A 25,336-nucleotide genomic window follows, 5' to 3' on the forward strand; every position below is an offset into this window, starting at 1 on the left:
AGCCCCAAAACCACCCGCTACGGATTATCTGATACACCGTATTCGACTTACTGGGGCTGCTTCGCAGCCCAGCGCGGGGCAAGCCCGCTCGCCACAGTAAGCCCCCTTGGCACAGTAAGCCCGATTGCCCCGGTAAGCCGGATCCTACTGGGGAGCGTCCGGCACTTTGGGTAGCGCTGCGCCCTTGGGCCACAGCATCCAGATCTGGCCCTGCTGTTTCATATTTCCGGCCAACTCGCCCGCAGCATCACCCGTGCCCCAGAACAGGTCCGCACGCACCTCACCGACAATCGCACCACCAGTGTCTTGGGCCGCTACCGGTCGTACCACTGGCGAGCCGTCGGGCCGGGTGGTCGACAGCCACAACAGGCTGCCCAGCGGGATGACCTTGCGGTCCACCGCCACGCTGTAGCCTGCAGTCAGCGGCACGTTCAGCGAGCCGCGCGGGCCTTCGTTGCTATCGGGCCGGGTGCTGAAGAAGACGTAGCTGGGGTTGCTCGCCAACAGTTCCGGGATGCGCTGCGGGTTTGCCTTGGCCCAGGCACTGATCGCGCCCATGCTGACTTCTTCTTTCTTCAACTCGCCTTGCTCCACCAGCCAGCGGCCGATCGGGCGATAGGGGAAACCGTTCTGGTCGGCGTAGCCCACGCGCAGTTGTCGGCCATCAGCCAGCTGGATGCGGCCAGAACCCTGGATTTGCAGGAATTGCAGGTCCATCGGGTGGGTCAGCCAGGCAATCGGCTTGGCACTGGAGCCTTGTTGGTTGATGGTGCCGGCATCGTCATAGGGCTTGAGGACCCGGCCTTCCAGGCGCCCGCGCAGGCGTTTGCCCTTGAGTTCGGGGTAGATGCTTTCGAGGTTGACGATGATCAGGTCGTCCGGCACGCCAAACACGGGAACATGGGCGGTTTTGGTTTCGGTGAGGCTGCCTGGATAGACCGGCTCGTAGTAGCCAGTGATCAGGCCATTGGGCGTGTTGTCCGCCGAGCGCAAGCCGTAGACGTCCAACTGTTGCTTGAGGAAGCCGCGGATGTCGCCGGCATTGCCCGGCACATTGGCCGCTGCCGCGCAGGTGGTGGCCCATATCGGATCGTTCTTCAGGCGTTGGCAGGCACTGCGCCAGGATTCGAAACCGGCTTGCAGGTCGCTGTCCGAAACCACGGGCAGGGCGTCCCAGGTGGCGCTGACATAGGTCGCTACGGCGTGGGGTTTTTCGGGCGTAGGCGTGGGGGCCGGAGTGTTGCCGCCGTCGCATCCAGCGAGCAGCGCGATCATCGGCAGAGCCCACGCCAGTCGGCGACTCCAGGGGTTCAACAGGTTATTCATGCAAGTAAATTCCCAAGGCGATTGCCCGCGCAGGTTGTGGCGCAAGCATCCATATTATTAATAGGGCTATTGGTCTTTGCGGACGGGGCGAGGATACTGGCCGCCGTTTCCCGTGACCCTGAGCCACCATGACTTTTAAAAAACTGACTGTTGTATTGCTGGCCTGCCTGACGCTGACTGCCTGCGGTGGCGTTGATCCAAACTCGCCACTGGGCCAGCGCAAGGCTATTTTCAAGCAGATGCTCAAGACCGGCGAAGACCTGGGTGGCATGCTGCGCGGTCGCATCCCGTTCGACGGGGCGAAATTTGCCGAAGGTGCGGTCAAGCTCGACGCTCTGTCCCATGAGCCGTGGAAGCACTTTCCAACGGTGCGCGAAGAAGACCACACCAGCGCCAAGGATGAGGTCTGGCAAAAACAGGCGCAGTTCCAGGAGCTGGCGCGCAACCTTGAGGCGGCCACCGGTGAATTGGTGATCGCCAGCCAGGTTCAGCCTTACAAGGCCAGTAACCTGGGGCCGGCCGTGCAGAAAGTCGAAGATGCCTGCAGCGCCTGTCATAAGCAGTTTCGCGACCACTGAGCCTGATCGGGCAAGAACGCCGAATGCGCCTTACTTGTCCAGGTCGTCGAGGGCTTCCTGCAACTCTTTGCGCGATTCGGCGAGCTTGTCCTTACGCTTGTTGATCTTCTCGGAGTCGCCCTTTTTCATGGCCTTGTCGAGGTCGGCCTGACGGCGGCTGACTTCGTGTTTGGCATCCAGCACCTTGTTCTCGCGTTCCTTTTTCAGGGAGGCGTCGGTGCAATGGGCGGTGACTTCGCTCAAGGCTTTTTCCAGGCCGGCTTGTTGCTCACTGTTGCCGTGGGCCTTGGCTTGTTCGATCTGCAGGCTGATGGCTTGACGCTTGGCGGCGCAGCCGGTCAGTTGCGGGGCCGTCTCGGCAGCCATCAATGGTGTGGTCATTAAGCTGGTGATGGTCAGCAGGGCAAGCGGTGCAAGAAACTTCATAAAGACTCCAGATTAAACAAGATCGTTGTCAGGTGGGCAGGATGATTTCTGCCGGCACCGATTAATGTAACGGGCCCGGGACTAAAAGCCGTCTATCCCGGCAGCCCGCAGTGTTTCGCTCATGGCCACCACCTGAGGGTCGCGAAAAAAGGCGCTCAACTGCGCCGCGCGTCCCGGGCCGATTCCCGCTTCGGCTTGCCAGGCTTGAGTGTCTCGCGCGGCCAGGGCCTGCCAGCCGCCCGCGAGGTTGTTCCGGGCGGTCGGTGGAACCCCCAGCGCCATCAGCCATTGCGCGAACGGTCGCTGGCGCGCAACTCGCAAGCCCGCAAGCAGGCGCGCACTGCTGCGCTCGCCGAATCCGTCAATGGTAGCAAGCTCTGTCTCATCAAGGTTCAACCAATCCACCAAACCGCTGATTTGACCGGCCTGGATCAAACTGTTCCAGGTCTCGCGGCCAATGTGTGGCAGATCCAGCCCCTGATTGCCACTGAGCCAGGCCAGCCGGGCCAGCAGCTGTTCCTCACAGGCAGGAGTCAGCCGCCAGCAGCTCAGGTGATGGAAATCGCTCGCGGCAGGCACGGTGATATCCGCGCGTGGGTGGCTGCGCAGGATGACTTGGTCGAGCCTTGGGATCACTTGGCCGGCAAGGCTGATGGATATCTGGTCACCGGGACGGATATCCAACTCCTGCCAACGCTTCAAGGAGCCGATGCTGACGCGCCGGATCTGGCGGTCGTCGAGCAGCACCGGGTGCAGTTCCAGGATCGGCGTGATGCGCCCGGTGCGGCCGATCTTGAACTGCACCTGGCGCACATGGGCCAGGGCTTTGATCACCGGGTATTTCCAGGCAATCGCCCAATACGGCGTACTGGCCTGCCAGCGTTCGGCCGGAGCGCGCTGGCTTTGGTGCAGCACCACTCCGTCGGTGGCGAAGGGCAATGGATGCCCATGCCAGAAGGTGCGCCAGTGCCGCGCCTGTTCGAAGTTCTCGATGGGTTGGCTATAGCGCTGGCTGTCGCTAAAACCCCAGCTTGCGAGGGTGCCCAGTTGTTGCCTGAGGTCCGCCGGCCCCTGGGGCCAGGCCCAGACAAACAGGCCGATACCTGCGGCGTCGGCGTCACTCAGTTGGTGACGGTTCATCAGCCCGGAGATTTTGCTGCGGGCGTTCATGCCCCCCGTCTCACCTTGTATATGGGCATCCAGGCGCCAGTACAGCTCGCCCTGCAAAAGCAGGTCGATGGCTTCGGGCAGCCGTTGCACGATGCCGGGGATTTTGCGGGCCGACGTCGTCCAGTCCTGGCCGAGCAGGCCATCGCCACGGCTGATGACCTGGGCCAGGCGCCCCCCACGGTAGATCAGGGTTATGGCGACGCCATCGACCTTGGGTTGTATCCACAGGTCGCTGCGAGTGCGGACCCAGTCTTCCACGGCGCGGTCGTTGACCAGCTTCGCAAGGCCCGTGTGCGGCACTGGGTGGGGGATGGTGCCACCGGCGCTGGAAAGGGGGCTGTCGGCAGGCGGCGCCACCTGTGCAAAGCACCGGCGCCATTGCTCCAGGCGTATGCGGGCCTGGTCGTACAGCTCGTCGCTGATAAGGGATTGGCCGAGCCGGTGGTAGCTGTCATCCCACAGGCCGATTTGCCGTTGCAGGGCGGCGATTTCGTCCCGGGCCTTGTCGGCTGGCCAGTCCGGGCAGCCCTGCGCCCAAGCGACGATAGGGAAGAGCATCAACAGCAGGTAGTGCAGCAGGCGGGGCGTCATCATGAGCGTCCTTGCTCTGAAGGGGCGCCCAGCCTAAAGCAAGCAAACGCCCATAAAAAAGCCCCGCAGGCGCGAGGCTTTTTACCGGGTGTTTCTGCTTACTTGAACAGACCGCCCAGAGCTTTCACGGTGTCGTTGCTGTCAGCCTTGGCCTGCTGCTTTTGCGAGGCTTCGTCGAGCTTGCCTTGGGACTCGCCGACTTTTTTGCAACCTTTGTTTACCTGGTCCAGTGCAGCCTGCATGGCCTTCACTTTCAGGTCTTCGCCGTTGGCTTTGGCGGCGTCGACTTTGGCTTGCAGCTCCTGGCTCTGTTTTTCGCAGTTGCCGGTAGCGCCGCCCAGCTGGGACGTCAGGGCGCCAGTCAGGCCGCTCAGGTCAGCGGCTTGCACTGGCAGGGCGAACAGGCTGAACAGGACGGCAGCAGGGGCGAACGTGGAAATACGCATGAAAAACCTCAATGTTCGATTGCCTGCGCACTTGGCTGTCCCGAGCAGGCGCAATGCAATATCCAATGTGGTTGAGCGCTCGGGAGGGCGCGGATTCTAGAGGGCCATCATTTGGCCTGCAAGGGTTGGATCCAATTAATGTGAGCTTGTAGGGGGCGAGCTTGTTCGCGAGGGGCGTCGACAATAACGCGGGAAGCCTGATGCCCCGTGGGGTTCTGGAGATTTTCGCGAGCAAGCTCGCTCCTACAATCTAAGGCAATAAAAAGCCCCGCCGGGAAAACCCGGCGGGGCTTTGGGTGTTGCGTGCAGCGATTACAGGCCGGCAGCGGTACGCAGGTCGTCGGCGCGGTCGGTTTTTTCCCAGGTGAACGTGGTGAAGGTGTCGTCGCCGACGGTCTTCTGTTCAGGGGTACGACCGAAGTGGCCGTAGGCCGCGGTTTCCTGGTACATCGGGTGCAGCAGGTCGAGCATGGTGGTGATTGCGTACGGACGCAGGTCGAAGATCTCACGCACCAGCTTGACGATCTTGTCGTCGCTGATCTTGCCGGTTCCGAAGGTATTCAGCGAGATCGACGTAGGCTGGGCCACACCAATGGCGTAGGAAACCTGAATCTCGCAACGCTCGGCCAGGCCGGCGGCGACGATGTTCTTGGCCACATAACGACCGGCGTAGGCTGCCGAGCGGTCAACCTTGGAAGGATCCTTGCCGGAGAATGCGCCACCGCCGTGACGGGCCATGCCGCCGTAGCTGTCGACGATGATCTTGCGCCCGGTCAGGCCGCAGTCGCCCACCGGGCCACCAATGATGAACTGGCCGGTCGGGTTGATGTGGAACTGGGTGTCCTTGGTCAGCAGTTCGGCAGGCAGCACGTGCTTGACGATCAGCTCCATGACGCCTTCGCGCAGGTCTTTGTAGGAGACTTCCGGGTTGTGCTGGGTCGACAGCACCACGGCGTCGATGCCCACCACTTTGCCGCCTTCGTAACGGCAGGTCACCTGGGACTTGGCGTCCGGGCGCAGCCAAGGCAGCAGGCCGGATTTACGGGCTTCGGCCTGGCGCTTGACCAACTGGTGGGAGAAGGTGATCGGCGCCGGCATCAGCACGTCGGTTTCGTTGCTGGCGTAGCCGAACATCAGGCCCTGGTCGCCGGCGCCCTGGTCTTCTGGCTTGGCACGGTCGACACCCTGGTTGATGTCAGGCGACTGCTTGCCGATGATGTTCATCACGCCGCAGGTCGCGCCATCGAAGCCGACGTCGGAGCTGGTGTAGCCGATGTCGGTGATCACGTCACGGACGATCTGCTCCAGGTCGACCCAGGCCGAGGTGGTGACTTCACCGGCGATGATCGCCACGCCCGTTTTCACCAGCGTCTCGCACGCCACGCGGGCGAACTTGTCTTCAGCAATGATGGCGTCCAGCACCGCATCAGAAATCTGGTCGGCGATTTTGTCCGGATGCCCTTCAGACACGGACTCGGAGGTGAAAAGGGAATATTCGCTCATCTCGATGTTTTCCTGATATTTACCGATGGTGAGTGTCGCCAGATGGCCGCTGAAAGTGGCGGACCTGAATCTGGAAACCATTACGTAAGCCTACATAGAGGCTTTCCCCGGGAACGAGTCCCGCAGCGGTGGCCCAACGGGCCAGATCGTCCTGTTCAAACCCCAACCATAGATCACCGCAGGCCTCCCTGGCCCAACTCTGGTTGTGGCTGCATAAATCAGTTACCAGCAGGCTACCGCCCGGTTGCAGCAAACCGGCCATCTGCTTGAGCGCATCGGCCGGTGCGGCGAAATGGTGAAGGACCATGTTCAACACCACGCAGTCGGCTTGCAGCTCTACATCATTCAAGGCATCGGCCAGTTGCAGGCTGACGTTGCCCAAGTGCTCGCGCTCGCACAACTGGCGCGCCAGCTCCAGCATGGCCGGGCTGTTGTCCAGCGCCGTCACCTGGTGGAAGCGCCGTGCCAGGTCCGGCAGGAACCCGCCATCGCCCGGCCCGACTTCCAGCGCCGTGGCACCTGGGTTGAAGCCCAGCTTGTCGAGCAGCGCCAGCACGCTTTCGCGGTATTGAGGCAGCCCGGCAATCAGGTCCTGCTGGGCGCGAAACTTGTCCGCCACCCGTGAGAAAAAGTCCTGGCTGGCGGCGGCGCGTTGCCCGTGGACCTGAGCGATCCGCGATTGCACGTCAGCCGGCAGGGCCAGGTTGTCTACTTCTTCAAGCAATGCAGCGTGCAGCTTGCCACCCAGCAAATCGTTGTGGGGCAGGGCGCGACGGTAAAAAATCGCATTGCCTTCACGGCGGGTGGCTACCAGGTCAGCCTGGGCCAGCACCTTCAAATGGTGGCTCATGCCGGACTGGCCGATGGCAAAGATCCGCGCCAGTTCCAGCACACCAAACGAGTCGTTGGCCAGGGCGCGCAGTACATTCAGGCGCAGCGGATCACCGCCGGCCTTGCACAGGGCCGCCAGCTCATCGCAATCGTCGGGGCGAATGGAAGGCGCAGGTAAGTTCATAAGGCCAGCAGTCTAGTGATGAGGTCAAATCCCCGCAAGGCCAATATCAAAAAGTTTTGATATTGGTCGATAATCGGTGGTTATAAGCAGGCGCTATAACCTTTAGACGAACGGCGGGAAGTGTTCTTGCTGTCAATGCAGTCCAAACCACAGGAAAAACCCACATAAGTCGGTATCTGTCATTGCCCCTGAGGCCTTGGCTGAGGGAAAATGCCGGTCCTTTTTTCCGTTTCTTTTATTCAACCCCCAGGAGATCAGCGATGCCCAGCCGTCGTGAGCGTGCCAACGCCATTCGTGCCCTCAGCATGGATGCCGTGCAAAAAGCCAACAGCGGCCATCCCGGTGCCCCGATGGGCATGGCGGATATCGCCGAGGTACTTTGGCGTGACTACCTGAAACACAACCCGAGCAACCCATCGTTTGCCGATCGTGACCGCTTCGTGCTGTCCAACGGCCATGGCTCGATGTTGATCTATTCGTTGCTGCACCTGACCGGTTACGACCTGTCCATCGACGACCTCAAGCAGTTCCGCCAACTGCACAGCCGCACCCCGGGCCACCCGGAATTCGGCTACACCCCAGGCGTCGAGACCACCACCGGTCCTCTGGGCCAAGGCCTGGCCAATGCCGTGGGTTTTGCCCTGGCAGAAAAAGTCCTGGCGGCGCAGTTCAACCGCCCCGGCCACAACGTTGTCGACCACCACACCTATGTGTTCCTGGGTGATGGCTGCATGATGGAAGGCATTTCCCACGAAGTCAGCTCCCTGGCCGGTACCCTGGGCCTGGGCAAACTGATTGCCTTCTACGATGACAACGGCATCTCCATCGACGGTGAAGTCGAAGGCTGGTTCACCGACGACACGCCAAAGCGTTTCGAAGCCTACAACTGGCAGGTGATCCGCAACGTCGACGGCCACGATCCGGAAGAGATCAAGACCGCCATCGAAACCGCGCGCAAAAGCGAGCAGCCGACCCTGATCTGCTGCAAGACCACCATCGGCTTCGGTTCGCCGAACAAACAAGGCAAGGAAGACTGCCACGGTGCCCCACTGGGTGACGCGGAAATCGCCCTGACCCGCGAAGCGCTGAAGTGGAACCATGGCCCGTTCGAAATCCCGGCTGATATCTACGCCGAGTGGGACGCCAAGGAAGCCGGCCGCGCCGCAGAAGCCGAGTGGGACCAGCGTTTTGCGGCCTACTCCGCAGAGTTCCCGGAGCTGGCCAACGAACTGGTGCGCCGCCTGGCTGGCGACCTGCCTGCCGATTTCTCGGAAAAAGCCTCGGCCTACATCGCCGAAGTCGCGGCCAAGGGCGAGACCATCGCCAGCCGTAAAGCCAGCCAGAACACCCTCAACGCCTTCGGCCCGCTGTTGCCGGAAGTGCTCGGCGGTTCGGCTGACCTGGCCGGTTCCAACCTGACCCTGTGGAAAGGTTGCAAAGGTGTCTCGGCTGAAGACGCCAGCGGCAACTACATGTACTACGGCGTGCGCGAGTTCGGCATGAGCGCCATCATGAACGGCGTTGCCCTGCACGGCGGCCTGGTGCCGTACGGCGCGACCTTCCTGATGTTCATGGAATATGCGCGCAATGCCGTGCGCATGGCTGCGCTGATGAAGAAGCGTGTGATCCATGTGTACACCCACGACTCCATCGGCCTGGGTGAAGACGGCCCGACGCACCAGCCGGTCGAGCAACTGACCAGCCTGCGCACCACGCCGAACCTGGATTGCTGGCGCCCAGCCGACGCGGTGGAATCGGCCGTGGCCTGGAAGCACGCGATCGAGCGCAAGGACGGCCCTTCGGCGCTGATCTTCTCGCGTCAGAACCTGCAGCACCAAGTGCGTACCGACGCGCAGATCGCCGACATCAGCCGTGGCGGCTACGTGCTCAAGGACTGCATCGGCGAGCCGGAGCTGATCCTGATCTCCACCGGTTCCGAAGTGGGCCTGACCGTTCAGGCGTACGACAAGCTGACTGCCCAGGGCCGCAACGTGCGTGTTGTGTCCATGCCGTGCACCAGCGTGTTCGAAGCCCAGGACGCGGACTACAAGCAATCGGTCCTGCCGTTGCAGGTCAGCGCGCGTATCGCCATCGAAGCGGCTCACGCCGACTACTGGTACAAGTACGTGGGCCTGGAAGGCCGCGTGATCGGCATGACCACCTACGGTGAGTCGGCGCCGGCGCCAGCGTTGTTCGAAGAGTTCGGTTTCACCCTGGAAAACATCCTGGGTCAGGCTGAAGAGCTGCTGGAAGACTAAGGCTGTAGATTGGGGGTAGCTGTACTGACGCCTTCGCGAGCAAGCCCGCTCCCACATTTGGAATGCATTTCAACTGTGGGAGCGGGCTTGCTCGCGAAGGCGGCGGCACATTCACCCCATTACCCAAGGTAATCGAGAACCCCATGCCTCAACCCCGTCCCTACAAAGTTGCACTCAACGGCTACGGCCGCATTGGTCGTTGCGTCTTGCGTGCTCTGTTCGAGCGAGGGGCGGCGGCTGGGTTTGAAATTGTGGCAATCAACGATCTGGCTGACATGGCCAGCATCGAATACCTGACACGCTTCGACTCCACCCACGGCCGGTTCCCCGGCGAAGTGCGGATCGACGGCGATTGTCTGCATATCAATGGCAACTGCGTGAAGGTCTTGCGCAGTGCCACGCCCGAGGGCATCGACTGGGCGGCGCTGGGCGTCGACCTGGTGTTGGAATGCTCCGGTGCCTATAACACCCGTGCCGATGGCCTGCGATTCGTCGACGCCGGCGCACCGCGCGTGCTGTTTTCCCAGCCGATGGCCAGCGAGGCGGATGTCGACGCCACCATCGTCTACGGCGTCAACCAGGACTGCCTGACCGGTGACGAGGTGTTGGTGTCCAACGCCTCCTGCACTACCAATTGCGGCGTGCCTCTGCTGCGCCTGCTGGACCAGGCGATTGGCCTGGAGTATGTGTCGATTACCACCATTCACTCGGCGATGAACGACCAGCCGGTGATCGACGCCTACCACCATGAAGACCTGCGCCGCACCCGTTCGGCGTTCCAGTCAGTGATTCCGGTGTCCACCGGCCTGGCCCGCGGTATCGAACGCCTGCTGCCGGAACTTGCCGGGCGAATCCAGGCCAAAGCAGTGCGCGTGCCGACGGTAAACGTGTCGTGCCTGGATATCACCATGCAAACCGTCAGCGATACCGATGCCGCCGAGGTCAACCGGATCCTGCGCGACGCCGCCACCAGCGGCCCGCTCAAAGGCTTGCTGGCCTACACCGAGTTGCCGCACGCCAGTTGTGATTTCAACCACGACCCGCATTCGGCCATCGTGGATGCCAGCCAGACCCGTGTTTCCGGGCCAAGGCTGGTGAATATCCTGGCCTGGTTCGATAACGAATGGGGCTTTGCCAACCGCATGCTCGACGTAGCAGAGCACTATCTGCACATCGCTACTAAACAACCTCAACAGTAATTCAGGAACTGCGACCCATGACCGTGTTGAAGATGACCGACCTCGATCTGCAAGGTAAGCGCGTACTGATCCGCGAAGACCTCAACGTCCCAGTCAAGGACGGTGTAGTCACCAGCGATGCGCGAATCCTGGCCTCGCTGCCGACCATCAAGCTGGCCCTGGAAAAAGGCGCGGCCGTGATGGTCTGCTCCCACCTGGGTCGTCCGACCGAAGGTGAGTTCTCTGCCGAAAACAGCCTCAAGCCTGTAGCCGACTACCTGAGCAAGGCCCTGGGCCGCGAAGTGCCGTTGGTGGCTGATTACCTGGGCGGCGTCGAGGTCAAGGCCGGCGACATCGTGTTGTTCGAAAACGTGCGCTTCAACAAGGGCGAGAAAAAGAACAGCGACGAACTGGCCCAGCAATACGCAGCCCTGTGCGACGTGTTTGTGATGGACGCTTTTGGCACTGCGCACCGCGCCGAGGGTTCGACCCATGGCGTGGCCAAGTTCGCCAAGGTCGCCGCTGCTGGCCCGCTGCTGGCTGCCGAGCTGGATGCACTGGGCAAGGCCCTGGGCGCACCGGCCCAGCCAATGGCCGCCATCGTGGCTGGCTCCAAGGTGTCGACCAAGCTGGACGTGCTCAACAGCCTGAGCCAGATCTGCAACCAACTGATCGTTGGCGGCGGCATTGCCAACACCTTCCTGGCCGCTGCTGGCCACCCGGTCGGCAAGTCCCTGTACGAGCCGGACCTGCTGGACACCGCTCGCGCCATCGCCGCCAAGGTCAGCGTGCCGCTGCCGGTGGACGTGGTAGTGGCCAAGGAGTTCGCCGAAAGCGCCGAAGCCACCGTCAAGCTGATTTCTGACGTGGCCGCTGACGATATGATCCTGGATATCGGCCCGCAAACTGCGGCGAACTTCGCTGAACTGCTGAAAGCCTCCCAGACCATCCTGTGGAACGGCCCGGTCGGTGTGTTCGAGTTCGACCAGTTTGGCAACGGCACCAAAGTTCTGGCCAAGGCGATTGCCGAAAGCTCGGCATTCTCGATTGCCGGTGGTGGCGACACCCTGGCGGCCATCGATAAATATGGCGTTGCTGAGCAGATCTCCTACATTTCTACCGGTGGCGGCGCGTTTCTTGAGTTTGTCGAAGGCAAGGTGCTGCCTGCCGTTGAAGTGCTGGAAAGCCGAGCCAAGGGCTGAGGCCCACGGCCTGGAAAAGGAGCATTCCCATGATCAAGCCATTCGCGCTGGTGATTGCAGCAGGCCTGTTGGCCGGCTGCGGCAGCGCGCCCAAGGCGCCAGCAGAGGCCCCAGGGGCTGCGCCGCACAAGGGCTGTTACCAGGCCGACTGGCAGGCGGAGACCATGCCGGTGATCAGCAAGCGCATAGGGCCCGACGGGCTGGAGAAATACGACTCCCCGCCCAAAGGTAAGGAACAGGGTTGCCCTTGACGGGTCTGATTCACTAACCGACAGCACCGGCGGCCCCAGGCCGCCGTTCGAGGATTGGCAATGAAAGGCGTTATCGCCCTGGCAGCACTGGCTCTATTGGCCGGTTGTGCCAACCTGAACATGTTCAACAAGGCAGAGCCCCAGCAAGACACATGGACCACCTGGGTATGCGACAGCCAGGCCCAGGTTAACTGGCGGTTTGTCGATACTGACCGCAAGCAGGTGGATGTCCGCCTCGGCGGCTCCGACCAGGTGTATCGCCTCAAGGAAGACGTGGCGGCCTCCGGGGCGCTGTATAGCAATGAGCAGTTGGCATTTCATACCAAAGGTGAGGAAGGCCTGGTTTATTGGGTCGCCACCGACGATTTGATCGGCCGAGGCTGCAAGGCTCAGTAATACAGAACTGAAAATCTCATGTAGGAGCGGGCTTGCCCGCGAAAGCGCTGGGTCAGTTGGCGAATTCAGTGTCTGGTGCACCGCGATCGCAGGCAAGCCAGCTCCCACATGATTCGGTTCCAGATTGGAAGTTGGGTCAGGCCCACTAGCAATAACGATTCAGCAGGCCAAGGTCCAATTCCTTGATCTGCAATAACTTGAATAGCAGCCGCCGCTACGGCAGGCTTGCACGATTAACGACCCTCGACCGGGAGAGACAACACAATGGCACTTATCAGCATGCGTCAAATGCTGGACCACGCAGCCGAGTTCGGCTACGGCGTTCCAGCCTTTAACGTTAACAACCTTGAGCAGATGCGCGCCATCATGGAAGCCGCTGACAAGACCGACTCCCCAGTGATCGTCCAGGCTTCTGCCGGTGCGCGTAAATACGCCGGTGCCCCGTTCCTGCGTCACCTGATCCTCGCGGCAATCGAAGAATTCCCACATATCCCGGTGTGCATGCACCAGGACCACGGCACCAGCCCTGATGTATGCCAGCGCTCCATCCAATTGGGCTTCAGCTCGGTGATGATGGACGGCTCCCTGGGCGAAGACGGCAAGACCCCGACCGACTACGACTACAACGTACGCGTCACCCAACAAACCGTAGCCCTGGCCCACGCCTGTGGTGTGTCGGTAGAAGGCGAGCTGGGCTGCCTGGGTTCGTTGGAAACCGGCATGGCCGGTGAAGAAGACGGCATCGGCGCCGAAGGCGTGCTGGATCACAGCCAGATGCTGACCGACCCGGAAGAAGCCGCTGACTTCGTCAAGCGCACCCAGGTCGACGCCCTGGCCATCGCCATCGGTACCAGCCACGGTGCCTACAAGTTCACCAAGCCACCTACCGGCGACGTGCTGGCCATCGACCGCATCAAGGAAATCCACAAACGCATCCCCAACACCCACCTGGTGATGCACGGTTCTTCCTCGGTACCGCAAGAGTGGCTGGCAATCATCAACCAGTACGGCGGCGACATCAAAGAAACCTACGGCGTACCGGTTGAAGAAATCGTCGAAGGCATCAAGCACGGCGTACGCAAGGTCAACATCGACACCGACCTGCGCCTGGCGTCCACCGGTGCAATGCGTCGCCTGATGGCCACCAACCCGAGCGAGTTCGACCCGCGTAAATTCTTCGGCGCCACCGTGACGGCGATGCGTGATGTGTGTATCGCGCGTTACGAAGCGTTCGGCACTGCCGGCAATGCTTCGAAGATCAAGCCGGTGTCGTTGGAAGCGATGTACCAGCGTTATCTCAAAGGTGAGCTGAACGCCAAGGTGAACTAAGCCTAAAGCGTTTAAAAAGAAACCCGCAGCGATGCGGGTTTTTTTTGCTTGAATTTTATCCGTAGAAGGGTACTAAACCATTTAGAACTAAAGCCAATATCGAAGTGGTATAAAAAACTGTCAGATTTTACAGGTGCGAAAAGTCGCTATTTATTTTATTTTTTGTAAGGCTACTTGAGTTTTATGCTGGGTTTAATTAGTGCAGGCGAGTGGAGGGTTTTGTAATGGGACTTACATTTGTAAAGGAACCAGTTAAAACCGCGGAAGAAGCGCGCGCAATCAAAAAATCCCGATCAGGACCTGACATTGAGGAGCCCTCGAGAGAGCCGGTGTCATTAACTGAGGCTGAAGAAACCTTGATTTCTGAATACAGAAAAAGTTTGGATGTATTTAAGAAAACACATCACTATGTGGTGGAGGATGCCTCTGAAGCGCAACAGTTATCCTATATATTCAGGCATAGAGGTGGTGTGGTGTTTCCTGGGACCGACGGACTGTCGACCGCGCAGCTTGATGCTTATACTCGTCAGACGCTTTCGGCATTAAGGGCGGGTAGTTATAAGAGAGGGGATGGGCTGTCTTACTCTTATGAAAGCTTTAAAAAAGATGTAAGGGGAGAGTTTAAAGCTGAGTTGAAGGAAGGGTGGGTGAAAAAAACAGATGACTTGAGTGGGTATAGCGTTATCAATAAAGAGTTGTCTATTGAAGCGTGGTTTTGATGATTGTTAAGCCACTGTAAGTGGGAGGGTCTATTCAACTAAATAGATCTGTCGCCTTTGCCGCGACCTTCCAAACACTAAAAAATAATGTGGGAGCGGGCTTGCTCGCGATTGCGGTGGTTCAGCCAATACATTTGCCTGACCCACCGCCATCGCGGGCAAGCCCGCTCCCACATTTGATTTGCGGTGCTTATTGATCAACCAGCACTTTGGGGTTCGAGTTGCCCCAGACGGTGTAGAGATCGGCCAGCAGCGCTCCATTGATATCCTCAACCTCGGCCTGGGTCGTCTGCACATTCCCCTGCTTGCCAAACAACACTACTTCATCGCCACTTTTTACGGTCGGCACATCGGTGACGTCGACCATCAAGGTGTTCATCGACACTTTGCCCACCACCGGCACCCGATGCCCATTGATCAGCACGATGCCTTTGTTGGTGAACGCTCGACGATAGCCGTCGGAATAGCCCACGGTGATGTTCGCCAGTTTCGAGTCCCGCGCCAGGGTGTAGGTGCGGTCGTAGCCGACGGTGTTGCCCTTGGGGTAGCTGTTGACCGAGGCCACGTGGGATTTGAACTGCATCACGCGCTTGTAGGCGGTGAACGACGGTACGGTGTCGCCGAACAGCAGGCCGCCGGGGCGCACCATGTCCAGGCGCGACTCGGGCACTTCCAGGGTGGCGAAGGAGTTGGCGGCGTGCAGGGTGATTTTGCTGCGGTCCAGTTGGGCGACGTTGATCAGCCAGTTGGCTTGCTCGTTGAAGGCCTTGAGGCCGGCGCGCACGTCGGCGGCGTCTTCGACGGCGAAGTGGGTCATGATCGCCTTCACTTCCAGGTTCGGCACCTTGGTGATGGCTACGGCATCGCGCCGGCCTTGGGCGGTGGTCATTTCTACGCCGTTGCGGCTCATGCCGCTGGAGTTCAGGCCCAGGTGTACCACCAACGGGCGGCCATGATGTTCGGCGATCAGGCTGGCGCGCACGGCGAAGTCGAGGTTGCCCACCAGCTCTTCCATGTTGTACGGCAGCGCCGCTTCCAGCTCGCTCAGCGCGGCGGTACGCACGCGGATCAGTTGGCCCTTGAAGCCGCTTTCACGTACCACGCGGGCTTCTTCATTGCTGGCTACGCCGACGCAAGGCACGCCCAGCTTGATCACCGACGGCATCAGCAGGCCGATACCGTGGCCATAAGCGTCTGCCTTGAGCACGGCGCAGATTTTCGACTTGTCGGCGAGGCTGGTCTGTAGGGTACGGATGTTGTGTTCGAACGCGGCTTTGCTGATTTCAACCCAGGCGTTGCTGTCCTGGATATTGACCTGGGCAACCCCGTCGGTCATCGACAACGGCGGGGCCGCAAAGGCCGGGTTTTGCAGCATAACCATGCCCATGGAAAGGGCGAGTAGGGTGCGAGTGAAGGGCATTGGTGAGTCTCCATGACTTTCTTATAGGGAAGCATTGCGCGTGCGCGGCGCCATACTCGAATTGTCCTACAAGAAAGTCGAGACCCAGGGTCGCGGTTCTGTCCTAAAGCGTCGTGAGAATGATCGGACTGTCAGTTGTGATCGATATCCAGCTTGGCAAATGTCACTTTGCCGCCCTCTTTGCTGTCGCCGCTGTTGTCTTGCACATACACGCCGGCCTTGAAGTACAACGGTTTTTTGCCCCAGGCCGCGCCGAGGCGTTCGTTCCATTGGCCGTTGGCGGCCTCCACGCTCAACAGGCCGGCCTTGTTCAGGTGGATGACGTAGGTGAAGTTGCGCGCCAGTGGCACATTCTCGGCCACGATAATTACCCGGCCCTTGCTGTCATCCGGGCGCATGCGCACTTTGGCGACGATGTTGCCGGTCTGGGTTTTTTCCTTGTACTGGTATTCGACTTTGACCAGCGGTTTCTGGCTGTCATAGGCGTGGATCTGACCGATGACAATCTTGCCCGAGGAGGGCACCTGGTTGATGGCCAGGGTGGCGCGCAGGTAGTTGTCGGCTTCGGGGTAAGTCCAGTTGCGCAGCCGGCCATCGGCATAGGTTTCGCGCAGTTCGCTGCGCGGGTAGATCGCATTTTCGGTGCGGGTGCCGGTGACAGGGGACCAGAATTGCACGCTGCTGCCTTCGGCCTGGAAGTACTTGCCCTTGAAGCCGCTGAGCAGTTTAGGGGTGTCGATGGTGGCGGGCGGAGTGCCAACAGGGATGCTCAGGTTCCAGGTGGACAGATCAATCATGGAGTGCGCCTTTGCTGTACGGAAGAAGGGTCAAAAGGCTTTGGCCCGCGGGTTGGCGCGTTCTTTATAAGCGGCTGGTAACTGTTTGTTAATAAGTTTTAGGCGGTTTATTGGCGTCAATAGTCTGTCAAAAAGCCATCTTTCCCATAATCCGGGGGCTGTAGCGCCTGACCGTTAGTCGGTTGTGTGCTCTTTGGCGCAATGATGGCCCCCTCGTGCCTTCTGCTTTAAATGATCCAAGGCTAGAGTGACTCCACATTAAGTGTCCGGTTTTGTCTCAAAATTGACCGGAGTGAACCCTCAAGGAAGAGATGCAGCATGGAATCCGTTCCAACCCTGGCCGAAGGCTCTTCAGTGCTCCTGGTGGTCGATGACTACCCGGAAAACCTGATCAGCATGCGCGCGCTCCTGCAGCGCGAGGACTGGCAGGTGTTGACGGCGGGCTCTGGCGAGGAAGCCCTGGGGCTGCTACTGGCGCGTGATGTCGACTTGGTGCTGCTGGATGTGCGCATGCCGGGCATGGATGGCTTCGAAGTGGCGCGCTTGATGCGCGGCAGCCAGCGTACCCGCATGACGCCGATCATCTTCCTGAGTGCCACTGAGCAATCGCCCGCCGCCGTGCTCGAAGGCTATGCCAGTGGCGCCATCGACTATCTGTTCAAACCCTTCGACCCGCATATTCTCAAGCCCAAGGTCCAGGCCTTGCTGGAGCATCAGCGCAACCGCCGCGCCTTGCAGCGTCTGAGTCATGACCTGGAGGCGGCCCGGGCCTTTAATGCCTCGGTGCTCGACAATGCCGCCGAGGGCATTCTGGTGGTGGGCGAGGACGGAGTCGTCAGCTACGCCAATCCGGCCATTTCACGGTTGCTCAATGCCACTGTGGACGAGTTGCAAGGCCAGGCGTTCCTGGGCTTCCTGCAAGAACCCCATATGCCTGACTGGTTCAGCTGCGAGCTGTATACCGGCTACCTGCGTGGCGAAACCTGGCGCCTGCATGATGCAATCCTGCGCACCGTACCCGGCCAGCAGTTGCCGGTGGCGATGTCCTGTGCGCCACTGCCCCGGGAGCAGAAGGCCATGGTGGTGACGGTGCAAGACATGTCCCAGGTGCGCCATCTGCATCAGCAACTGGAATCCCAGGCCGTCACCGATCCGCTCACCGGTTTGCTCAACCGGCGTGGTTTCTACCAGACCGTGGAGACGATCCTGCTGCGCAACGAGCGCAGCGAACATGCCACGGTGCTGCTCTACATGGACCTGGACGGTTTCAAGCGGGTCAACGATTCGGTGGGGCACGACGCCGGCGACCGGGTGCTGCGCTGGGTCTCGGAGCAGTTGGAACTGTGCCTGCGCAGTTGTGACATTCTTGGCCGCCTTGGCGGCGATGAGTTCGTCGCGCTGCTGGAGTTGGAATACCCGGAACAGGCCGCCAAACTCGCCGAACAGTTGATCGAGCGGGTGTCGATCTGCCAGCAGGTGGACGGCCTGGAGGTCATGCTGGGGGTCAGTATCGGCATTGCCACCTTCCCCGATTGCGGTCGCGATTTGTCCGGCCTGCTGCGTGCCGCCGATATCGCCATGTACGAAGCCAAGCGGGCAGGGCGTCAGCAATATCGCTATTACGATCAGGAAATGAATGGCCGGGCCCGCTCGCGCCTGATGCTGGAAAGCAGCGTACGCGAGGCCATTGACAACAAACAGGTGACGTTGGTGTACCAGCCCCAGGTGTCCCTGCTGGACGGGCATCTGCGCGGTGTCGAAGCCTTGCTGCGCTGGCAGCACCCGAGTGTGGGCGATGTGCCGCCCGGGTTGTTCATGCCTCTGTTGGAGGAGGCGCGCCTGATCAGCCAGCTCAGCAGTTGGATTTACCATCAGGTGGCATTGGCGCGCCAGGCCTGGGCCTCGGTCATGAGCGACGACTGGGTGCTCAGCGTGAGCCTGAGCAGCAGCCAGTTCAATATGCCCAACCTGGCGCCTCAACTGCAGCAGGCAATGGAGCGACATGGGCTGCACGGGCGGCAACTGGAGGTGGAAATCGCTGAAGAAAGCCTGATGCACAATATTGAAGAGTCCATCAAGCAACTCAAGCAGCTGCGCCGCCTGGGGGTGCGCATTGCCCTGGATGACTTCGGCTTGGGCAACTGCTCCCTGGCCCATCTGCGTGACCTGGAGTTCGACACCCTCAAGCTCGACCCCGGCCTGGTGGCCCGCGTGCTCGGCTCGCCACGGGAGGCCGCGCTGGCCCGCAGCATTATCGAACTGTGCGGGCACTTCGGCTTGTTGGTGATTGCCGAAGGTGTAGAAACCCTTGAGCAATGCCACTGGCTGCAGGCCAATGGCTGCCAGTTTATCCAGGGGCCGCTGGTGGCCCTGCCCCTGACCGCCGAAGATATTTCCCTGTGGCCGCAGCCTTTCGCGCTGCGCGCAGGCCCCTGCTGAATTCGCTACACTGGCGGCCTCACGCCCCTGCCGTTCGAGCCCATGACTGCGCTGAAATACCTCCAGGCCTATCCCGCCGCCCTGCAAGAGCAAGTGCGCCAATTGATCGCCAAGGATCAACTGGGTGACTACCTGCACCAGCGTTACCCCGAGCGCCATGCGGTGCAGAGTGACAAGGCGCTGTACAGCTACGCCCAGGCCCTGAAGCAGGAACACCTGCGCAACGCGCCAGCCATCGACAAAGTGCTGTTCGACAACCGCCTGGACCTGACCCACCGCGCCCTGGGCCTGCACACCACGATCTCGCGGGTGCAGGGTGGCAACCTCAAGTCCAAGAAAGAGATCCGCATCGCTGCGTTGTTCAAGGAGGCCGCGCCGCAGTTCCTGAAGATGATCGTCGTCCACGAACTGGCGCACTTCAAGGAATCGGACCACAACAAGGCGTTCTATAAACTCTGCGAATACATGATGCCCGGCTACCATCAGGTGGAATTCGACCTGCGGGTGTACCTGACTTATCGCGACTTGCAGGGCAAGTGCTAAACACAAGGCGACCGATCATGGATGTAAGCAAGACCAAGAGCAGTTTCTACCGCCGCCTGTATGTGGCGTACCTGATCGACAGCCAATTGGCCAGCAGCGTCCCGGCGTTGACCGAGGTGACGGGCATGCCCCGGCGCACGGCCCAGGACACCATCGCGGCGTTGGCGGACCTGGATATCGTCTGTGAATTCGAGCAGGAAGATGGCGCCCGCAACCATGCCGGGCGCTATCGGATTCGCGACTGGGGGGCGATTGACCGGGGCTGGATCGAGCGCAACCTGGTGCAGGTCAAGCAGGTGTTGGGTTACCCGTGAAATTGGGCCGCTATCGCGGGCAAGCCCGCTCCCACAGGTCGATAACGATCAAATGTGGGAGCGGGCTTGCCCGCGATGGCGATCTCAAGCGCGCCGCATACCAATATGTGGAATGTCGTCTTCAAGGTAGACCTCACCCTGGACCTTGAACCCATATCTTGCGTAGTACCCCTGCAAATGCGCCTGGGCTGAGAGAAAGATCGGCGTCTGCGGCCAGATATCGTCGATCTGCTTGAGGGTTTCCGCCAGCATCTGGTGGCCCAGGCCGGTGCCTCGCGCGGCCTCGGCCACGAGCACGCGGCCGATAACCACGTCGCCGCCATTCAGCTCCGGGTCCAACAGGCGCAGGTAGGCCACCAGTTGATTGTCCTGCCAGGCCATCAGGTGGTGGGTATCGCCCTCCAGGTCCTGGTCGTCGATGTCCTGGTAGACGCATTTCTGCTCGACCACAAACACCGCTGCCCGCAGACGCAAAATGGCGTAGAGCTGTTCTTTGCCCAGATCATTGTGGTGCTTGCAAACCCAATCGACAGTCATCGTTCCATCTCACATAAAGACCTGACCCGGATAGTAAAGCCCTGGCCGCCGACTGTCTTGGGCGGTAGTGCAAACACCTGGAAAACGCTGTTTTTTGTGAGTGACGTCAATTTGCCATCATTGAGTGCTTTCTCGGCCTGGTTCTTTGTGTAATCTGCGATACACCTCGAGCGATAAGCTACAGTCAGAACCTGGAAGTACTCCCGCCAGCGTCATCGCCCGCAACGAATTGCCCGCTGTGCAAGGACATTAAGCATGCTGCGATTGTCTCGTGCCGTTGCTTTGATCGTATTGCTGTTGCTGGCCCCGACGGTGGCCGCGGAACGCTTGCGCCTGGTGGCGGATGCGTGGCCGCCGTTTACCGATGCGACCCTGATCAATGGTGGCCTGGCCACCGATATCGTCAGCACCGCCCTGGCGCGTGCCGGCTATGCCAGTGATTTCGAGCAGGTGCCATGGGCACGGGCGTTGATGGGGGTGGGGGACGGGCGTTACGACGTGCTGGTCAACGCCTGGTACGACGAGGCGCGCACGCAGTTGGGGCAGTTTTCCGCCGAGTATCTGCTTAACCGCGTGCGGTTTATCAAGCGCCGCGACGATCCCATTGAGTACCAGAACTTGCAGCAACTGCATGCCTATCCCATCGCGGTAGTGCGCGGCTATGCCTATTCGGCGGATTTCGATGCCGATCCCAAACTGCAAAAAGTCCCGGTGCATAACTTCGCCATGGCCGTGCGCATGTTGGCTGCCCAGCGCGTGCGGATGACGGTCGAGGATGAATATGTCGCGCGCTTTTACCTGGCGCGGGAATCGCCCAGGGTGCGCAATGCCGTGGAGTTCCTGCCCCAGCCATTGAGTGAGAACAGCCTGCATATCCTGGTCAGCCTGAAAAACCCCAAGCATGAGCAGATTGTTGCCGGGTTTGACCGGGAGATCAGCAGGATGAAGGCGGATGGCAGTTATGCGCGGCTGCTGAAACAGCATGGGATGTAGGGAGCTTCAGCGCCCCATCGCAATGACGAACGCCCCCCCTGTGGCGAGCGGGCTTGCCCCGCGTTGGGCTGCGAAGCAGCCCCAAAACCAGCCGCTACGGAGTCTCTGATATACCGCATTCGGCTTACCGGGGCTGCTTCGCAGCCCAGCGCGGGGCAAGCCCGCTCGCCACAACAGCCCTATCTGCTCGCGCTGGTTTCCTTGATCAAATGCGCGGCCAATGTGCGCAACGGCCCCAACTGCCGGCAAATCAACGCCAATTGCGTCTGCACCAGCCTTTGCGCCTCATCGATCTCATCGGGCATCTGCTCCAACTCTACCGCCAGCGCCTCCTCGGCATCGCTTTGCACCGCGATCGGCTGTTTGTTCGCCAGCCCCGTGGCAATTTCGTCGATGCTGGTGGCGAGGGTCTTGCCCGCGCCTTCGATCAGGTGTTCGCGCATGTCGGCCGGTAGTTGGGTATCGCGGTGCGCACCGAGCCCCGACAGGTAGCTGAGCAGGGTGTGGGACAGCACCAGGAAGCGGAAGCCCACGTCGGCTTCCTTACGGAAATGCCCCGGCTCCATCAGCATATTGGCCAGGGTGGTGGACAGCGCGGCGTCGGCGTTATGCGCATTGCGCCGGGCCAGGCGGTAGGCCAGGTCGTCGCTCTTGCCGGCGGCATATTGCTGCATGATCTGGCGCAGGTAGATGCTGTTGCAGGTCAGGGTGTTGGCCAGCACCTTGTTCAGGCGCCGGCCCTGCCAGTCTGGCAGGAACAGGAACACCGCCAGCCCGGCGATCAGGCTGCCGAGCAGGGTATCGAACAGGCGCGGCAGGAACAGCCCGTAGCCATCGCCCACCTGATTGAAGCAGAACAGCACCATCAGGGTAATGGCGGCGGTGGCCAGGGTGTAGCGGGTGGTGCGGTTGATAAAGAACACCAGCCCGGCGGCGATGGCGAACATCGATTGCACCAGGGGGCTTGGGAACAGATCGAACAGCGCCCAGGCCACCGTCAGGCCGATGGCCGTGCCGATGATCCGCTGGCCGAGCTTGCGCCGCGTCGCGCCGTAGTTGGGCTGGCAGACAAACAGGGTGGTAAGGATGATCCAGTAGCCTTGGGACGGGTGGATCAAATGCACCATGCCGTAGCCCACGCTCAGCGCCAGGGGCAGGCGCAGGGCGTGGCGGAACAGCAGCGAAGTCGGGGTCAGTTGGGTGCGCAGGCGCGTCCACATTTCCTTGAGGTTGCGCGGCGAGCGGTCCAGCAGGCTGCTGTCGCTGGCATCGGCCAGGCTGTCGGGGTTGCTGGCGTCACTGAGCAGGCGGTCGAGGGTCGACAGGTTGGCCGCCAGCGCCCGCAGCGAGCGTAACAGGCCACGCCAGGCCGGGTTGCTCTGGATACGCAGGTGTTCCAGGGATGCATTCAGGTCGCCCAGGGCCTCGGCGAAGCTGGCGTCGTAGACAAACGGCTGGCGCAACTGGATCGACTCGGCGAGGGCCTGGCAGGCCTTGCCTTGCTGGCGCAGCAGGCGCTGGCAGCGGAACAGCACGTCGCTGTGGAAGAACGCCTCGGCCAGCGCGTTGTAGGGGTAGTGGGAGGAACTGGCGCGTTCGTGGATGTCCTGGGCCAGGAAGTACAGCTTGAGGTAGCGGCTGACCTTGGAGCCCGGCCGGCCATTGCCGACACGGTGCAGGATGATTTCCTTGGCCGCATTGAGCGCCGCCACCACCCGGCCATTTTGTTGGGCCAGCTCCAGGCGCCGCGCTTCTACGTCCAGTTGGCGAATAGGCTCGAACAAAGATGACTTGAGCTTGAGGTAACGCCCCAGTTCGCGAAACAGCCGGGCCAGGCTCTGCTGCACCGGCTGGTTGGAAAACATCGCCTGCCACAGCACCGACAGCGCGCCATACCAGGCGGCGCCGGCCACCAGCAGCAAGGGCTCGTGCCAGAAATCGGTGACGGCGCCACCGCGCTGATCCACACCGATCATGGTGTAGACCGACAGAATCAAGGTGGCCGAGGCGATCGCCCCATAGCGCTCGCCGAGGGCGCCGAGCATGGTCAGGCAGAAGCTCGCCAGGGCGATGGCGATGGCGAAAATCCACGGGTAGGGAAACAGCAACTCCACCGACAGCGCCGCCACGCTGAAACACACCAGCGTTACCGCCAGCGCATTGAGGCGGCCTTGCCAACTGTCATCGGTCTCGGCCAGGGCGCTGGCGATAATCCCCAGGAACAGCGGGATCAGCAGCGACATTTCATCCTGATACCAGCACAGCGCCATGCTGCCGGTGAGGGCGATAAACACCCTTACGCTGTAACTGAACTTATCCAGTGCCCAAAGGCGCCGCATGGACTGCTTGAACGAGGTCGAGGACATGAAGTCTGGGGTCTTCCGGGACGATGCCGCTAAATTGAGCCAGTAATGACGCCACGGCAAGCGCGGCAATCACATTCATAAGCAAAAAATGTTTTTGGCACACCCCAACCAAAATGTGGGAGCGGGCTTGCTCGCGAATGCGGTGTGCCAGCCACCGGATCAGTTGACTGGTACTGCGCATTCGCGAGCAAGCCCGCTCCCACAGTTGATCGCATTACCGTTCTAGAAGGCGGGGTTCAGACGTACTGCGCCGCCGCATAGCCCGACGCCCAGGCCCATTGGAAGTTGAACCCACCCAGGTGCCCGGTCACGTCCAGCACTTCGCCGATAAAGTACAGACCGGGGCTTTTCAGCGATTCCATGGTCTTGGACGACACTTCCCGGGTATCCACCCCGCCCAGGGTGACTTCGGCGGTGCGGTAGCCTTCGGTACCGGCCGGGACCAACTGCCAGTCGCCCAGCTTGGTGGCGATGTCTGCCAGTTCGGCGTGGGTGTACTGCTTCATCGGCTTGGACACGAACCACGTCTCGGCCAGCAGGTTGGCCATCTTCTTGGTGAAGATCTCGCCCAGCAGGGTCTTGAGCTCGCTGTTGGGGCGCTCGGCCTGTTGCTGTTGCAGCCAGGCGTGGGCGTCGTGGTCGGGCAACAGGTTGATTTGCACGGTGTCGCCAGGTTCCCAATAAGAGGAAATCTGCAAAATCGCCGGCCCGCTCAGGCCGCGATGGGTAAACAGAATGTTCTCGCGAAAGCTCTGGTCGTTACAGCTCACCAGGCAATCGACCGAGGTGCCGGACAACTCGCCACACAAATCCTTGAGCTGATCGGTGATGGTAAACGGCACCAGGCCGGCGCGGGTCGGCAGCAGTTCATGGCCGAATTGCTTGGCCACCTGGTAGCCAAAGCCGGTGGCGCCCAGGGTCGGAATCGACAGGCCGCCGGTGGCAATCACCAACGACTCGCAGCGCAACTCGCCGAGGGTGGTCTGCAACTGATAGCCGCTGTCGAGTTTGCTGATCTGCTGGATCGAGGTGTCCAGGTGCAGGCTCACGCCGGTCTGGATGCACTCGTCGAGCAGCATGCCGAGGATGTCGCTGGATTTGTTATCGCAGAACAGCTGGCCGAGTTTTTTCTCGTGGTAGGGCACGCCATGCTTGGCCACCAAACCGATGAAATCCCACTGGGTGTAGCGGGCCAGGGCAGATTTGCAGAAGTGTGCGTTGTGCGAGAGGAAGTTGGCAGGCTCGGTGTACATATTGGTGAAGTTACAGCGACCACCGCCGGACATCAGGATCTTCTTGCCGGCCTTGTTTGCATGGTCGATCAACATCACCTTGCGCCCACGCCCGGCGGCGGTCAGCGCGCACATCAAGCCTGCGGCGCCGGCGCCAATGATCACAACTTCGGTCGAGCGCAAAACGGTGTCCTCACAAAATATTGATCTGAAATGCAATCAAAAATGTGGGAGCGGGCTTGCTCGCGAATGCGCACTGCCAGCCAACCCATCTGGCGACTGGTACACCGCATTCGCGAGCAAGCCC

At 60.8% G+C, this 25,336-nt stretch carries 23 protein-coding genes; 12 read left to right on the plus strand and 11 right to left on the minus strand.

Annotation, left to right across the window (positions count from 1 at the left end; all coding sequences use genetic code 11):
* Positions 1-144: 144 nt before the first annotated feature.
* Positions 145-1,326, minus strand: a complete 1,182-nt coding sequence (gene mltA, locus FIV38_RS03365; protein ID WP_092231059.1) for a murein transglycosylase A — start codon at positions 1,324-1,326, stop codon at positions 145-147.
* Between the two features lie 128 nt (positions 1,327-1,454).
* Here mltA and FIV38_RS03370 point away from each other — a divergent pair, with 128 nt between their 5' ends.
* A complete protein-coding gene (locus FIV38_RS03370) occupies positions 1,455-1,904 on the plus strand; it encodes a c-type cytochrome (protein WP_029297371.1) in 450 nt (149 codons plus the stop codon).
* 30 nt (positions 1,905-1,934) lie between these two features.
* Here FIV38_RS03370 and FIV38_RS03375 read toward each other — a convergent pair whose 3' ends face one another.
* The 5 genes from FIV38_RS03375 to FIV38_RS03395 form a co-directional block, all read right to left on the minus strand.
* Positions 1,935-2,330, minus strand: coding sequence for a DUF1090 domain-containing protein (locus tag FIV38_RS03375; protein ID WP_070993957.1), 396 nt, complete (start codon positions 2,328-2,330; stop codon positions 1,935-1,937).
* 81 nt (positions 2,331-2,411) lie between these two features.
* Entirely contained in the window at positions 2,412-4,091 is a 1,680-nt protein-coding gene (gene ligB / locus FIV38_RS03380; RefSeq protein WP_413469518.1) for an NAD-dependent DNA ligase LigB, read from the minus strand.
* A gap of 98 nt (positions 4,092-4,189) precedes the next feature.
* Positions 4,190-4,537 carry a DUF1090 family protein gene (locus tag FIV38_RS03385; RefSeq protein WP_070993955.1) on the minus strand — a complete coding sequence of 116 codons (348 nt, stop codon included), beginning with the start codon at positions 4,535-4,537 and terminating at the stop codon, positions 4,190-4,192.
* A gap of 312 nt (positions 4,538-4,849) precedes the next feature.
* Positions 4,850-6,040, minus strand: coding sequence for a methionine adenosyltransferase (gene metK / locus FIV38_RS03390; RefSeq protein ID WP_029297363.1), 1,191 nt, complete (start codon positions 6,038-6,040; stop codon positions 4,850-4,852).
* A gap of 19 nt (positions 6,041-6,059) precedes the next feature.
* Positions 6,060-7,055 carry an ArsR/SmtB family transcription factor gene (locus FIV38_RS03395; protein WP_092231053.1) on the minus strand — a complete coding sequence of 332 codons (996 nt, stop codon included), beginning with the start codon at positions 7,053-7,055 and terminating at the stop codon, positions 6,060-6,062.
* Between the two features lie 260 nt (positions 7,056-7,315).
* Between FIV38_RS03395 and tkt the strand changes: the two genes are divergently transcribed.
* The 7 genes from tkt (at position 7,316) to FIV38_RS03430 (ending at position 14,388) form a co-directional block, all read left to right on the plus strand.
* Positions 7,316-9,313 carry a transketolase gene (tkt, locus tag FIV38_RS03400; protein ID WP_029297358.1) on the plus strand — a complete coding sequence of 666 codons (1,998 nt, stop codon included), beginning with the start codon at positions 7,316-7,318 and terminating at the stop codon, positions 9,311-9,313.
* Positions 9,314-9,456: 143 nt separating this feature from the next.
* Positions 9,457-10,512, plus strand: coding sequence for an erythrose-4-phosphate dehydrogenase (gene epd / locus FIV38_RS03405; RefSeq protein WP_092231051.1), 1,056 nt, complete (start codon positions 9,457-9,459; stop codon positions 10,510-10,512).
* Positions 10,513-10,529: 17 nt separating this feature from the next.
* Positions 10,530-11,693, plus strand: a complete 1,164-nt coding sequence (locus FIV38_RS03410; RefSeq protein WP_092231048.1) for a phosphoglycerate kinase — start codon at positions 10,530-10,532, stop codon at positions 11,691-11,693.
* 29 nt (positions 11,694-11,722) lie between these two features.
* On the plus strand, positions 11,723-11,944 hold the full coding sequence (locus FIV38_RS03415; protein ID WP_070993952.1) for a hypothetical protein: 222 nt from the start codon (positions 11,723-11,725) through the stop codon (positions 11,942-11,944).
* A gap of 60 nt (positions 11,945-12,004) precedes the next feature.
* The gene (locus FIV38_RS03420; protein WP_029297350.1) at positions 12,005-12,340 is read left to right on the plus strand and encodes an MliC family protein; all 336 of its coding nucleotides are present in this window, start codon (positions 12,005-12,007) and stop codon (positions 12,338-12,340) included.
* A gap of 264 nt (positions 12,341-12,604) precedes the next feature.
* On the plus strand, positions 12,605-13,669 hold the full coding sequence (gene fba, locus FIV38_RS03425; protein WP_029297347.1) for a class II fructose-bisphosphate aldolase: 1,065 nt from the start codon (positions 12,605-12,607) through the stop codon (positions 13,667-13,669).
* A gap of 224 nt (positions 13,670-13,893) precedes the next feature.
* Positions 13,894-14,388: a hypothetical protein gene (locus tag FIV38_RS03430; protein ID WP_092231045.1), complete on the plus strand. Its 495-nt coding sequence runs from the start codon at positions 13,894-13,896 to the stop codon at positions 14,386-14,388.
* Between the two features lie 190 nt (positions 14,389-14,578).
* Here the strand turns inward: FIV38_RS03430 and alr are convergent, their stop codons facing one another.
* Together alr and FIV38_RS03440 are read right to left on the minus strand one after the other, a co-directional pair.
* Positions 14,579-15,808: an alanine racemase gene (alr, locus tag FIV38_RS03435; RefSeq protein ID WP_029297345.1), complete on the minus strand. Its 1,230-nt coding sequence runs from the start codon at positions 15,806-15,808 to the stop codon at positions 14,579-14,581.
* A 131-nt stretch (positions 15,809-15,939) separates the two neighbouring features.
* On the minus strand, positions 15,940-16,605 hold the full coding sequence (locus FIV38_RS03440; RefSeq protein WP_029297342.1) for a polysaccharide lyase family 7 protein: 666 nt from the start codon (positions 16,603-16,605) through the stop codon (positions 15,940-15,942).
* 318 nt (positions 16,606-16,923) lie between these two features.
* Between FIV38_RS03440 and FIV38_RS03445 the strand changes: the two genes are divergently transcribed.
* Genes FIV38_RS03445 through FIV38_RS03455 form a run of 3 tightly spaced genes read left to right on the plus strand, consistent with a single transcriptional unit; the run spans position 16,924 to position 19,901 of the window.
* A complete protein-coding gene (locus FIV38_RS03445) occupies positions 16,924-19,044 on the plus strand; it encodes a putative bifunctional diguanylate cyclase/phosphodiesterase (protein WP_092231041.1) in 2,121 nt (706 codons plus the stop codon).
* A 42-nt stretch (positions 19,045-19,086) separates the two neighbouring features.
* Positions 19,087-19,587: a M48 metallopeptidase family protein gene (locus FIV38_RS03450; RefSeq protein ID WP_070993951.1), complete on the plus strand. Its 501-nt coding sequence runs from the start codon at positions 19,087-19,089 to the stop codon at positions 19,585-19,587.
* A gap of 17 nt (positions 19,588-19,604) precedes the next feature.
* Positions 19,605-19,901 carry a winged helix-turn-helix domain-containing protein gene (locus FIV38_RS03455; RefSeq protein WP_038444032.1) on the plus strand — a complete coding sequence of 99 codons (297 nt, stop codon included), beginning with the start codon at positions 19,605-19,607 and terminating at the stop codon, positions 19,899-19,901.
* A gap of 84 nt (positions 19,902-19,985) precedes the next feature.
* On the opposite strand, the gene FIV38_RS03460 is transcribed toward FIV38_RS03455, so the two are convergent.
* Entirely contained in the window at positions 19,986-20,438 is a 453-nt protein-coding gene (locus FIV38_RS03460; RefSeq protein ID WP_092231038.1) for a GNAT family N-acetyltransferase, read from the minus strand.
* Between the two features lie 255 nt (positions 20,439-20,693).
* On the opposite strand from FIV38_RS03460, the gene FIV38_RS03465 reads away from it, so the two are divergent.
* Entirely contained in the window at positions 20,694-21,431 is a 738-nt protein-coding gene (locus FIV38_RS03465) for a substrate-binding periplasmic protein (protein ID WP_029297330.1), read from the plus strand.
* 179 nt (positions 21,432-21,610) lie between these two features.
* Here the strand turns inward: FIV38_RS03465 and yccS are convergent, their stop codons facing one another.
* Entirely contained in the window at positions 21,611-23,797 is a 2,187-nt protein-coding gene (gene yccS / locus FIV38_RS03470) for a YccS family putative transporter (RefSeq protein ID WP_092231036.1), read from the minus strand.
* Positions 23,798-24,033: 236 nt separating this feature from the next.
* Positions 24,034-25,212, minus strand: a complete 1,179-nt coding sequence (locus FIV38_RS03475) for a BaiN/RdsA family NAD(P)/FAD-dependent oxidoreductase (protein ID WP_029297324.1) — start codon at positions 25,210-25,212, stop codon at positions 24,034-24,036.
* Positions 25,213-25,336: the final 124 nt, after the last annotated feature.

Origin of the sequence: Pseudomonas proteolytica, assembly GCF_007858275.1 — a bacterium.
GTDB lineage: Bacteria > Pseudomonadota > Gammaproteobacteria > Pseudomonadales > Pseudomonadaceae > Aquipseudomonas > Aquipseudomonas proteolytica.